This window comes from Cupriavidus sp. C3SS-1, from assembly GCF_057073755.1.
The window spans coordinates 2822633-2834866 of sequence record NZ_CP172699.1 but is presented as its reverse complement, the minus strand read 5'-3'; the positions used below and the strand labels follow the sequence as shown (position 1 = coordinate 2834866).

At 68.7% G+C, this 12234-nt stretch carries 9 protein-coding genes; all 9 read left to right on the top strand.

From position 1 onward, the window contains the following. The first annotated feature begins 3 nt into the window (after nt 1–3). Genes ACIGJC_RS13160 through ACIGJC_RS13120 form a run of 9 tightly spaced genes read left to right on the top strand, consistent with a single transcriptional unit; the run spans nt 4 to nt 12160 of the window. Complete coding sequence (locus ACIGJC_RS13160) at nt 4–1095, top strand: HAD family hydrolase (protein ID WP_483709324.1); 1092 nt, start codon at nt 4–6, stop codon at nt 1093–1095. Between the two features lie 53 nt (nt 1096–1148). Further along, entirely contained in the window at nt 1149–2906 is a 1758-nt protein-coding gene (locus ACIGJC_RS13155) for an arylsulfatase (protein ID WP_483709322.1), read from the top strand. A gap of 58 nt (nt 2907–2964) precedes the next feature. Beyond that, nucleotides 2965–5604, top strand: a complete 2640-nt coding sequence (locus ACIGJC_RS13150; protein WP_483709320.1) for a fused MFS/spermidine synthase — start codon at nt 2965–2967, stop codon at nt 5602–5604. Next, nucleotides 5601–6578: an AAA family ATPase gene (locus ACIGJC_RS13145; RefSeq protein ID WP_483709319.1), complete on the top strand. Its 978-nt coding sequence runs from the start codon at nt 5601–5603 to the stop codon at nt 6576–6578. Before ACIGJC_RS13150 ends, ACIGJC_RS13145 begins: the two co-directional genes overlap by 4 nt. A gap of 16 nt (nt 6579–6594) precedes the next feature. Then, entirely contained in the window at nt 6595–7623 is a 1029-nt protein-coding gene (locus ACIGJC_RS13140; RefSeq protein WP_483709317.1) for a DUF58 domain-containing protein, read from the top strand. Then, complete coding sequence (locus tag ACIGJC_RS13135; protein ID WP_483709315.1) at nt 7620–8165, top strand: DUF4381 domain-containing protein; 546 nt, start codon at nt 7620–7622, stop codon at nt 8163–8165. The genes ACIGJC_RS13140 and ACIGJC_RS13135 overlap by 4 nt, the downstream gene beginning before the upstream one ends. Beyond that, a complete protein-coding gene (locus ACIGJC_RS13130) occupies nt 8152–9174 on the top strand; it encodes a vWA domain-containing protein (protein ID WP_483709313.1) in 1023 nt (340 codons plus the stop codon). The genes ACIGJC_RS13135 and ACIGJC_RS13130 overlap by 14 nt, the downstream gene beginning before the upstream one ends. Next, the gene (locus tag ACIGJC_RS13125; RefSeq protein WP_483711538.1) at nt 9174–10808 is read left to right on the top strand and encodes a vWA domain-containing protein; all 1635 of its coding nucleotides are present in this window, start codon (nt 9174–9176) and stop codon (nt 10806–10808) included. The genes ACIGJC_RS13130 and ACIGJC_RS13125 overlap by 1 nt, the downstream gene beginning before the upstream one ends. Further along, complete coding sequence (locus ACIGJC_RS13120) at nt 10805–12160, top strand: BatD family protein (protein ID WP_483709312.1); 1356 nt, start codon at nt 10805–10807, stop codon at nt 12158–12160. The genes ACIGJC_RS13125 and ACIGJC_RS13120 overlap by 4 nt, the downstream gene beginning before the upstream one ends. The last annotated feature ends 74 nt before the right edge of the window (nt 12161–12234 follow it).

Below are 12234 nucleotides of genomic sequence, written 5' to 3'. Positions count from 1 at the left end.
CTGATGGAACCCTCCACCTTCAAGCCGCCCGCGCGCAATGCGTTGCGTCCCGCGCTGGCCGCGCTGTGCCTGGCGGCACTGGCGTTCACGGGGGCCGGCGTGGGCGGATGCGTGGCACCGGCCGAGGGCGGTGCCGCGGCGGGCACGCAGCCGGCGCAGGCGCCCGAGGTCGCCGCGCAAGCGCTGCCTTCCTGGCGCGATGGCGCGGCCAGGCAGGCGCTGATCAAGTTCGTGGCCGATACCACGCGTCCGGCCTCGCCCACCTTCGTGGCGCCCGACGATCGCGTCGCCGTGTTCGACAACGACGGCACGTTGTGGAGCGAGCAGCCGCTTTATTTCCAGTTCTTCTTCCTGCTCGACCAGGTCAGGGCCGCCGCGCCGCAGCATCCGGAATGGAAGAACAATCCCGCCTTCAAGGCGCTGATGGCCAACGACATGCAGGCCCTGATGCGCAACGAGAAGGCGCTGCTGTCGCTGATCGCCGTGGCCAACAGCGGCATGACGGTGGGGGAATACGACCGCACCATCCGTGCATGGCTGGCGCAAGCAAAGCATCCCAAGCTGCAGCGCCCGTTCACGGAGCTGGTCTACCAGCCGCAGCTGGAACTGCTGTCCTACCTGCGCGCGAATGGCTTCAAGACCTACATCGTCTCTGGCGGCACCATCGAATTCATGCGGCCGTGGGTGCAGAAGATCTACGGCATTCCGCCCGAGCAGGTGATCGGTTCCTCGCAGGCGGTCAAGTACATGGTGCGCGACGGCAAGCCGGTGCTGGTGCGTGACGCCAAGCTCGAATTCATCGATGACGGACCGGGCAAGCCGGTTGGCATCTACCGCCATATCGGCCGTCGTCCGGTCCTTGCCGTGGGCAACTCCGACGGCGACATGCAGATGCTGGAGTACACCACCGGCGGGGATGGACCGCGCATGGCCGTGCTGGTCCACCACGACGACGCCGAACGCGAGTTCGCCTACGACCGGCAGTCCAAGGTCGGCAAGCTCGACAAGGCGCTCGACGCGGCCCAGGCCAGAGGTTGGACGGTGATCAGCATGAAGCAGGACTGGCTGCAGGTCTATCCGGCCGGCAAGCCATGAGCACGATGAGCGCAGCAAACCGACCGTAATGGGTCAATGAACGGAGGCGGGACATGCACCGAGTTGAAGAAGGCAAAGCAAAAGGAGGGGGCACCAGGCTGGTGATGCTGGCCATGGCCGCCGCCGTCTTTACCGTCGCGGGCTGCGGCAAGAAAGAGACGCCGCCCAAGGAGCAGCAGCCAGCGGCACAGGCGTCAGCTGCGGTGCCGGAAACCGCGGCCGCGCCAGTGCCGGCGAAGGAGAACCCGCCAGTTGCCGCCAGTGCGCCAGTCGACGTGGCTTCGGCACCCGCGGTGGCCGCCACCGCGCCGTCCGGCAAGAAGCCGAACATCCTGGTCATCTTTGGCGATGACATCGGGCAGACCAACATCAGCGCCTACAGCCATGGCGTGGTGGGCTATCGCACGCCGAACATCGACCGCATCGCCAACGAAGGCATGATGCTCACCGACTACTACGGCGAGAACAGCTGCACGGCGGGACGATCCACCTTCATCACGGGTGAAGTCGGCCTGCGCACGGGCCTGCTGAAGGTCGGCATTCCGGGCGCACCGGTCGGGCTGCAAGCGCAGAACGTGACCATGGCCCAGGCGCTCAAGCCGCTCGGCTATGCGACCGGCCAGTTCGGCAAGAACCACCTGGGCGACCGCAACGAATACCTGCCGACCGCGCATGGCTTCGACGAATTCTTTGGCAACCTCTATCACCTGAATGCGGAAGAGGAGCCCGAGCGCCCGTACTACCCGAAGAACGATGCAGCCTGGGTCAAGGCGAATGCGCCGCGCGGCGTGCTCCATTCCTTTGCTGACGGCAAGGTGGAAGATACCGGCCCGCTGAACCGCAAGCGCATGGAAACCATCGACGACGAAACCACGGCGGCGGCGATCGGCTTCATGGAGAAGCAGGTCAAGGCCGACAAGCCGTTCTTCGTGTGGATGAACACGACGCGCATGCACGCCTTTACGCATATCCGACCTTCCATGCAGGGACAGAGCGGCATGCCGGGCAATGAGTACGCGGACGGCATGCTGGAGCACGACGGAGATGTCGGCAAGCTGCTCAAGTCGCTCGACGACCTGAAGGTTACCGACAATACCATCGTCATCTACACCACCGACAACGGCCCCAACCAGTGGTCATGGCCCGATGCGGCAACCACGCCGTTCCGCAGCGAGAAGGACACCAACTGGGAAGGTGCATTCCGTGTGCCGGCACTGGTGCGCTGGCCTGGCCGGATCAAGCCTGGCACGGTGTCCACGACCATGATGTCGGGCCTCGACTGGTTCCCTACGCTGCTCGCCGCGGCCGGCGATGCCGACATCAAGGACCGCCTGCTCAAGGGCACCAGCATTGGCGGAAAGTCGTTCAAGGTGCATCTGGACGGCTATAACTTCCTGCCATACCTGACCGGACAGACCAACACCGGGCCTCGCCAGGACTTTTTCTACTTCAACGACGACGGCGTGCTGGTGGCGATGCGGCACAACGATTGGAAGTTCGTCTTCTGCGAGCAGAGGCATCCGGGCGGCTTCGAGGTGTGGACCAACCCGTTCACCTGCCTGCGCGTGCCGAAGGCGTTCAACCTGCGCATGGATCCGTATGAGCGGGCCGATGTCGTCTCGGACCAGTACTATGACTGGACCGCGAAGAATGCCTACATGATCAGCTATGCGTCGTCGCGGGTGGCACCTTTCCTCCAGACGTTCAAGGACTATCCGCCCAGCCAGCGCGGCGCGAGCTTCACTATCGACCAGATGACCGAGGCGGTGATGAAGTCGATCGACAAGGGGTCTGCGGGGGCCGGGAAGTAATTCCAGCGGCAATGGTTGGCCGGGCCATCCCGGCCAACCTCATCACCAGGATCGCACCATGAAAGAAGCGCATGCCGGCGCCAACGCCGGCAAGCAGCAAGCGCGGCACAGATCTGGCAAACCGCGGCGCGAACAAGGCGCCGCCGTGCAGGCAGGGCAGGGTCAACTGGCGCACGACGGCGCCGTGCTGGCACCTGCCCTGTTGCTTTTCGCGTCCGGCGCGGCCGGACTGATCTACCAGGTTCTCTGGATCAAGCAGCTCGCGCTGGTGGTTGGCGTCGATGTACATGCCGTCACCACGGCCGTGAGCGCATTCTTTGCCGGCCTCGCGGTGGGCGGCTGGCTGCTGGGACGCGTGGCGGACCGCCATGCGCAGCCGCTGCGGCTGTACGCGTGGCTCGAGATCGCCGTGCTGGTGCTGGCCATCGGCGCCACGCTGGCGCTCGCACGCGCCGCCGCACCGTTCGCATGGCTGGAGAGCCGCGTCGGGCTGCTGGCGTGGGCGTTGCCGTTCGTGCTGGTGATCCTGCCGGCGGCGGCCATGGGCGGCACGCTGCCGGTGCTGATGCGCGTGCTGGCGTCGCGCGCGGGGCAGGTCGGCACGCATGGCGGACGCTTGTATGCCGCCAACACCGCCGGCGCGATTGCGGGCACCCTGCTGGCGGGCTTCGTACTGATTCCGTGGCTCGGCATTACGGGCAGCGCGCTGGCCGCGGCCACGCTCAACGGGCTTGCCGCGGCAGCCGCGCTGCTGATGGCATCGCGCCCGGTGCCGGCGGACGAGTCTGCCGCCACTGCCGTTACGCCAGCCGCTGCGCAGCCGGGGCGCGACGCCGGCGCTGGCCGGCTGGCACTCGTGCTCTATGCGGCTGCGGGCGGCATCGCGCTGGGTTACGAGGTGGTGTGGTCGCAAGCCATCGTGCAGTTCATCAGCACGCGCACCTTTGCTTTTACGATCGTGCTCGCGACTTACCTTGCGGGCCTGGCGATCGGCAGTGCACTGGCTGCAAAACGCGCCGACCGCGCGCGCGACCCGTGGGGCGCGTTCGCCATGCTGATCGCTGCGGCAGGGCTGGTTGCGTTGCTGGAGATCGTCGTGCTCGGCGAATGGCTGCTGCAGGCGCAGGCGGCGGTATCGGCCTGGGCGCAGGCGGCAACCTCGAACGGCCTGGCAGCCGCCTGCGCGAGTTTCGCGGTGGCGGCGCTGTGCGTGGTGTTTGTGCCGACGCTGCTGCTGGGCGCGGCGTTCCCGTTCGTGCTGCGCGTGGGCGTGGACAATCACCGGCTCGGTGCCGGCGTGGGCGCGGTGGTGGCGCTCAATACGCTTGGCGGTATCGCCGGCACGGCCGTGGCGGGGTTTGTGCTCGTGCCGCACATCGGGCTCGTGCATACGTTGTCGTTGCTGGCGGTGGGCGCAGGCATTGTCGGCGTCATTGCCGCGGCGCTCGGCTCGGGCGTGACGAAACTGGCGCGCTGGGCGGTGCCGATGGTGGCGCTGCTTGCGGTGATCGCCGCGGCGCTTGCGCCCCCGGATCGTCTTGCCACGCTGCTGGCGCGCGCGCGCGGCGGCGAGATGGTGTTCTACGAGGAAGGCCGCGGTGCCACCGTGGCGGTGGTGAAACAGTCATCGGCGACCCACAGCTTCAACCGGCTCTATATCCAGGGCGTGTCCAATTCCGGCGACACCATGACGTCGCTGCGCTACATGCGCTTGCAGGCGCTGCTGCCGCTGATCGTGCACGGCGGCACGCCGCGCTCGGCACTGGTGATTGGCCTTGGCACGGGCATCACCGCTGGCGCCACGCTGCCGTTTGCAGGCCTGGAACACCGCGTGGTGGCAGAGCTGCTGCCGCCAGTGCTGCGTGCCGTGCCGCAGTTCCATGGCAACTTCGGCGTGGCCAGCGACAAGCGCGTCGATATACGGCTTCGGGACGGCCGGCGCGAGCTGCTTCAGAGCGAGCAGCGATACGACCTGATCACGCTGGAGCCGCCGCCGCCTTCGGCCGCGGGCGTGGTGAATCTGTACTCGACCGATTTCTATCGCCTCGCCGCGGCCCGGCTGCAAGCGGGCGGACTGGTGGCGCAATGGCTGCCGCTGCCTACGCAGAACGATGAAGACACGCGTTCGCTGGTGCGCAGTTTCCTCGACGTGTTCCCGCACGCGACGCTGTGGACCACGGAGCTGCACGAGATGATGCTGGTGGGCTCGATGTCGCCGGTCACGCTCGATGCCGCGCGCATCCGCGAGCGCTTTGCGCAGCCGGAAGTCGCGGCAGCACTGCACGCGGTGGGCGTGGCATCACCGGCTGCGCTGCTGGCAACGTGGGTCACGGACCGCGCGGGACTGGAGCGCTATGCCAGTGACGCGCCCGCCGTGACCGACGACCATCCCCGCATCGAATACGCGACGTGGGTGCGGCGCGCCGAGTTCCCGCAAGTCCTGCAGCGCCTGCTGACGCTGCAGACCGAGCCGCCGTTGATCGGAGCGGATGCGGCCCTGATGGCCGATATCGGGCTCGAACGTGAAACGCTGCACACCTTCTACACGGCCGGTCTGGATGCTTATTACGGCGACCGCGATGCCTGGGCGCTGCATATGCAACAGGTCATGCGCACCGATCCCGACAACCCTTACTACGTCTGGTTCGGGGGCGGCCGCCGGGCGCCCGGCTCCGCACCATCGAGGAATGTCCCATGAGCACCCGTGACGACGTGCTGGCATTGCAGCAGCGAATGGGCGAATCCATCGTCGGCCAGCAGCACATGATCGAGCGGCTGTTGCTCGGTCTGCTGGCCGATGGCCACTTGCTGGTGGAAGGACTGCCGGGCCTGGCCAAGACGCGCGCGATCAAGGTGCTGGCGCGCAACCTCGAGGCGAAGCTGTCGCGCATCCAGTTCACGCCCGACCTGCTGCCGGCCGATATCACGGGCTCCGAGGTCTACTACACCGAGGGCGGAAAGGGCGAATTCCGCTTCCAGGCAGGCCCGATCTTCGCCAACCTGATCCTTGCCGACGAGGTCAACCGCTCGCCGGCCAAGGTGCAGGCCGCGCTGCTCGAAGCGATGGAAGAGCGCCAGGTCACTGTCGGCGGCACGACCCATAAGCTCGATCCGCTGTTCCTGGTCATGGCCACGCAAAACCCGATCGAACAGGAAGGCACCTATCCGCTGCCCGAAGCGCAGATGGACCGCTTCCTGATGCATGTGAACGTGACCTATCCCGACGCCGATGCCGAAGCGCAGATCGTGGCGCTGGCGCGTGCCGAAGAGTCGGGCGCCGAGGCCGGCGCACAGGCCGCTGCCATACAGCGGCTCGCGCCGGAGGTGGTCTTCGCCGCGCGTGCCGAGATCCACCGCATTCACGTGAGCGAAGCGGTCTCGCGCTACATGGTCGCGCTGGTGCAGGCGACGCGCGAGCCCAAGACCGTCGATGACGAGCTGGATCGATGGATCCAGGTCGGCGTGAGCCCGCGCGGCTCCATCGGCCTCGACAAGGTGGCGCGCGCGCACGCCTGGCTGCACGGGCATGACTTTGTCTCGCCCGAGAATGTGCAGGCCGTGGTGCACGAAGTGTTCCGCCACCGCCTGATCCTGTCGTACGAGGCGCACGCCGCCGGTGTCAGCGCCGATGCCGTGATCGACCGCCTTGTGCAGCAGGTCGCCGTGGCCTGACGCGGCGGCCGGCGCCATGCGTTCCCATCTTGCCTCGCTTGGCCGTTCGCCGCTGCCTGCCGGCAAAGGGCCCGCCTCGCGCGTGCAGCCGGGCGTCAGCGTGGACGCCGCGGCGCTGGCGGCGCTTGAACTCGCCGCGCGCGATTTCCATTTCCTGCCGCGCCAGCCGGTGCACAGCGTGCTGGCGGGCCGGCATGCGTCCCGCGTACGCGGGCGCGGGCTGACTTTCGAGGAAGTGCGCGGCTACCTGCCCGGCGACGATATCCGCAGCATGGACTGGCGCGTCACGGCGCGCACCGGCAAGCCGCATGTCCGCGTGTACAGCGAGGAGAAAGACCGTCCGGTGCTGCTGCTGGTGGACCAGCGCATCAACATGTTCTTCGGCAGCCGCCGCGCGATGAAGTCCGTGGCCGCGGCCGAGACCGCGGCGCTGGCCGCGTGGCGCGTGCTGTCGGAAGGCGACCGTGTCGGCGGGCTGGTGTTCGGCGACAGCGCATGCACCGAGCTTGCGCCGCGCCGCAGCCGCCAGGCCGTGGAGCACCTGCTTGGCGAGATCGCGCGCCAGAACCAGTCTCTGCGCGCCGATGCGCCCGCGCGGCGTGGCGCGGGTCAGCTCAATGCCGCGCTGGAGCGGGCCTCGCGGCTCGCACGGCATGACCACCTCGTCATTGTCATCAGCGACTTCGACGGGCACGATGCGGCCACGCGCGACCTGATGCTGTCGATGTGCGCGCGCAACGACCTGCTCACGATGCTGGTCTACGACCCGTTCCTGCTCGAACTGCCTGACTCCGGCCAGCTTGTCGTCAGCGACGGCGAGCTCCAGGTCGAGCTGGGCTTTGGCCACGCTGCGACGCGCAAGGGCATCGCCGAGTTCGTCGATGCGCAGAGCCGCGATCTGCTGGCCTGGCATCGCGCCATTGGCGTGCCACTGCTGCCGCTGTCAGCCGCGGAGGAAACGCCGCGGCAGTTGCGTCGCCTGCTCGGGCAAGCGCTGCCGCAAGGCCATGGCACGCTGCGCGCACGGCAGGGAGCGCGGCCATGAGCGACCTGGTACACAGCACGGCCGCACCCGACAGCGCGACGATTGCCGGCGATCTCCTGCATCTGGCCGAAGTGGTCGTGCCGCCGCCGCCATCGTGGCGGCCGCAGACCATCGGCTGGCCGGTGGCGGGCGCGATCGTGCTGGCGCTGGTGGCTTTGGCGGCATGGCGCTGGTGGCGCCGCTATCGCGCCAACCGCTACCGTCGCGAGGCCCTGGCCGAACTGGAGCAATTGCGTGCCGGCATGACCGCGTCACCGCAGGCGCGTGCGCACGCACTGGCCGCCATGGCGGAACTGCTCAAGCGCACCGCGCTGGCGGCGTGGCCGCGCGCCCAGGTGGCCAGCATGGCCGGCGCGGAGTGGGCGAAGTTCCTGCAGGCCAATGCGGGCAAGGCCGGCGCCGCGGTGCCGGTGCTCTCGACGCTGGTCAACGACGCGCAGTACCGCGATGCCGGGGCGCTCGCGCAATGGCCAGACAGCCAGGTAGCGGCCACTGCCGCAGCCTGCCAGCAATGGATTGCGGGCCACCATGTACCAGTTTGAATATCCGTGGCTCTTCGTGCTGCTGCCGCTGCCCTTGCTGCTGTGGTGGCTTCTGCCGGCGTATCGCGAGGAAAGCCCGTCGGTGCGCCTGCCATTCTTTGGCGAGGTGGCCAGCGCGGCAGGGTTGAAGCCGGCGCCCGGCGCGGTCGTGCCGCGCAGCAACTGGCTGCAGCGCATCCTGGCGCCGCTCGCGTGGGCGCTGCTGGTGATGGCGCTGGCGCGGCCGCAGTTCCTGGAGGCGCCGATCGAGAAGGTGCTGCCCGCGCGCGACCTGTTGCTGGCGCTGGACCTGTCGCAGTCGATGGACACGCGCGACTTCCGCGACCCGGCCGGCGCGCTGATCCCGCGCGTGCAGGCGGTGCGCGAGGTGGTCAGCCGCTTCGTGGCGCGCCGCCCCGGCGACCGCATCGGCCTGCTCGTGTTCGGCGATGCACCGTACCCGCTGGCGCCGTTCACGCTGGACCACACGCTGGTGCAGACCATGATCAAGGACCTGCTGCCGGGCATGGCGGGCCCCAGTACGGCGCTCGGCGATGGCATCGGCCTGGGCATCAAGATGTTCGACCAGAGCCAGACACCCGAGAAGGTGCTGATCGTGCTGACCGACGGCAACGACACCGCCAGCAAGATGCCGCCCGAACGCGCCGCGGAAATTGCGAAGCAGCGGCATGTGATCGTGCATACGATCGGCATCGGCGATCCTTCGGCCGCGGGCGAGCAGCGCGTCGATCTGGGCGTGCTGCAGCGCATCGCCGCATCGACCGGCGGACGCTACTTCTTCGGTGCCGACCAGGCGGGACTGGAGAGCATCTATGCGACGCTGGACCGCATCACGCCGCACAACCACAAGACGCTGTCGTGGCGGCCGCGCCGCGAGTTGTTCATGTGGCCGCTCGGGGCCGCGGTGGGCGTAGTGCTGGTGTACCAGCTCATCATGGCGCTCTGGTCGGCGTGGCTGTCGCGTCCGCGCCGGGGTGGCGTGCGGCAGCCAGCGGCGGAGGAAGCGTGATGCACGCGCTGGCGGACTTCCACTTCCTGCGCCCTTGGTGGCTGCTGGTGCTGATCCCCGCGGTGCTGCTGGTCTGGGCCGTGCGCCGACGCGGGGATGTACGGCGCCGCTGGCGCGACGCCATCGCCCCGCACCTGCTCGACGCCTTGATGGTGGGCGAGCGCCGCCGGCTGGCCATCCGCCCCGTGCACCTGACCGCGCTGCTGCTTGCGCTCGGCGCCATCGCGCTGGCCGGGCCCAGCTGGGAGCGCGAACGTCCGCCGTTCCTCGACGACAAGGCGCCGCTGGCGATTGCCGTCGACCTGTCGCCGACCATGGATGCCATCGACGTGAGTCCGACGCGGCTCGAACGCGCGAAGCTCAAGGTCAAGGCGCTGCTGGCGCGCCGCGACGGCGGGCGTACTGCGATCTGGGCCTATGCCGGCTCCACGCACCTGGTGCTGCCGCTGACCGACGACGCCACGCTGCTGCAGACCTTTGTCGATGCGCTGCAGACCCGCATCATGCCCGCGCCCGGCAGGGACACCGCGCTCGCGCTGCGCACCATCGATGCCGCGCTCAAGCATGAAGATGTGCCCGGCACCATCCTGTTCCTGACCGATGGCGTGGAGAACGCCGCCGTGCGCGCGTTCAAGGCCCAGGTCAGCAGCGGGCGCAGCCAGCCAGTGGTACTGGCGATCGGCACCGAACGCGGCGGCCCGCTGCGCAGCGGCACCGAAGGCTTTGTCGAGAAGGACGGCGTGCGCGTGTTTGCGCGCATGGACATGGCCGCGCTCAAGCGCTTTGGCGACGACACCGGCGTGCCGGTCGCCACGTTCACGCCCGACAGCGACGACGACGTCGCCTGGGTGCAGCGCCACGTGCAATCGCACCTGGCGCAAAAGCAGTCGGCCGACAACACGCGCTGGAAGGATGAAGGCTGGTGGCTGACGATCCCGATCGCACTGCTTGGCGTGTTGTGGTTCCGCAAGGGCTGGACCGTGCGCTGGATCACCGGCGTTCTGCTTGCCGCGATGCTGGCCGCGCCGCCGCAGGAATCTTGCGCGCAGGCATCGGCACCCGATGCCGACGCGCCGCGCGCACGGCGCTTTGTCGACCTGTGGCTTACGCACGACCAGCAGGGCCGCCGCGCGTTCGAGCGTGGCGATTTTGCCGCCGCCGCAGCGCTGTTCGATGACCCGATGTGGCGCGGCGTGGCGCAGTACCGCGCGGGGCAATATGCGCAGGCGGTGCAGAGCTTCGCGCTGATCGACTCGCCCGAGAGCGACTTCAACCAGGGCGATGCGCTGGCGCGGATGGGCAAGTACAAGGACGCGGCGGCGCGCTACCGGCAGGCCCTGAAGCACCGCCCGCAATGGCCCGCGGCCACGGCCAACCTGGCGCTCATGGAAAAGCTGGCGGCCAGGGCGGACAAGCCAAATGAGGGCGAGGAGCCGCCCGACATCAAGCCCGACGAAGTCAGGTACGACAGCGATTCCAAGCCGCCCGAGGGGGAGGGCAAGAAGCGCGAGCCGGGCGCGGTGGAAAGCGCCGACACGTGGATGCGCGCAATCCAGACCACGCCGACGGAACTGCTGCAACGCAAGTTCGCGCTGCAGAGCCAGGCACAGCCCGGCGCCGGAGCCAAGCCATGACGCGCGCGGTTCGGGGTCTCGGCATCTGGTTCATGGGCCTGATGATGTGGCTGTCGAGCGCGCTCGCGCTGGCGGCCGATCCTCTCGTGCGGGTTAGCGTCGCGGCGAAGCAACCAATACTGCCGGGCCAGCAGATCAGCCTCGACGTAACCATTCTGGCTCCCAATTTTTTCCTGTCGGCGCCCGTCTTTCCGACACTGCAGGTGCCCGGCGCAATCGTCACCATGCCGGACGACCGCGGCCAGAACACGGTGGAGACCATCAACGGCGCGAGCTACGCCGGCATCCGCAAGACCTACCTGTTTGCCGCGGAGCAGGGTGGCGAGTTCCAGTTGCCGCAGGTCTCCATCGCCTTCACCTATTCCGGTGATGACGGCAAGCCGCGCCAGGGCAGCGTGACGCTGCCGCCCACCACGATCCGCGCCACGGGCGCTGCCGGCGCGCCGGCCGGTGCCACGCTGCCGGTGGCGCGCCTGAACGTCACGCAGCGCTTCGACCGCCCGGTCAGCGGTCCGCGGGCGCAGTTCCGTTCCGGCGACGCGCTGGTGCGCACCATCACCACGTTCGCGCCGCAGACGCAGGCCATGATGATCCGGCCGCCGAAGATCGAGGCGCCGTCCGGCGTACGCGTGTTCGCGGGTGATCCGCAACTCAGCGATGCCGCGCACGACAGCGCCGGCAATACGGGCGGCAGCCGCACGGACCGCATCACCTACGTGTTCGAGCAATCGGGCACCTATACGCTGCCGGCGATCAAGGTGGAATGGTTCGATCCGGTCACGCGCAAGCCCGGCGAATCGGAAGCGCCCGAGGTGAAGGTGGAGGTGGCCTCCGCGCCGGCTTTGACAGGACTCTCGCCGACCGGTCCTCACGCTGCGCCGTTGCCCGGAAAGGGCGGCTCCGCGTGGCGCCTGTGGCTGTGGGCAGCTGGCGGCGCACTGGTACTGCTGCTGGCGTGGGCACTGCTGCATTGGATGCGGCCGCACGTGGCGCGGCTGCGCCGGATGCTTGCGGCACGGCGCAGCGCCAGGGCTGCCGGAAGCGAGGCGCGGCTTGCGGCGCTGCTGCAGGCCTGCCGCGCGAACGAAGCGCCGGCGGCCTATCGCGCGCTGGGCGTGTGGTCGCGCACCGCATGGGGCAAGGCGCCGGCGGACTGGGTGGCCGGCACTGGCGATGCGGCGTTGGCCGCCGCCGTCGATGCGCTCGAACGGCGACTGTTCGGCGCCGTTGCCAGCGCCGGGCCGTGGAGCGGCAATGAACTGGCGGCGCTGTTGTCGAAATACGCCGCCCGACATCGGTCTGTCCCGCTGCACCGTGCTTCGCCGGCAGCGCTGCCGCCGCTCAACCCCTGAGACCTGCTGGCCGAACCGCCGGGATCGACTATGATGGGCGCCTCGCCGTCAGCCTGCCCGGGATCGACGACCCT

Bases quoted from the DNA above. Each gene is read 5' to 3' on its own strand.
- ACIGJC_RS13130 (WP_483709313.1), top strand. From the start codon at position 8,152: ATGTACCAGTTTGAATATCCGTGGCTCTTCGTGCTGCTGCCGCTGCCC.
- ACIGJC_RS13120 (WP_483709312.1), top strand. From the start codon at position 10,805: ATGACGCGCGCGGTTCGGGGTCTCGGCATCTGGTTCATGGGCCTGATG.
- ACIGJC_RS13140 (WP_483709317.1), top strand. From the start codon at position 6,595: ATGCGTTCCCATCTTGCCTCGCTTGGCCGTTCGCCGCTGCCTGCCGGC.
- ACIGJC_RS13160 (WP_483709324.1), top strand. From the start codon at position 4: ATGGAACCCTCCACCTTCAAGCCGCCCGCGCGCAATGCGTTGCGTCCC.
- ACIGJC_RS13135 (WP_483709315.1), top strand. From the start codon at position 7,620: ATGAGCGACCTGGTACACAGCACGGCCGCACCCGACAGCGCGACGATT.
- ACIGJC_RS13155 (WP_483709322.1), top strand. From the start codon at position 1,149: ATGCACCGAGTTGAAGAAGGCAAAGCAAAAGGAGGGGGCACCAGGCTG.
- ACIGJC_RS13150 (WP_483709320.1), top strand. From the start codon at position 2,965: ATGAAAGAAGCGCATGCCGGCGCCAACGCCGGCAAGCAGCAAGCGCGG.
- ACIGJC_RS13145 (WP_483709319.1), top strand. From the start codon at position 5,601: ATGAGCACCCGTGACGACGTGCTGGCATTGCAGCAGCGAATGGGCGAA.
- ACIGJC_RS13125 (WP_483711538.1), top strand. From the start codon at position 9,174: ATGCACGCGCTGGCGGACTTCCACTTCCTGCGCCCTTGGTGGCTGCTG.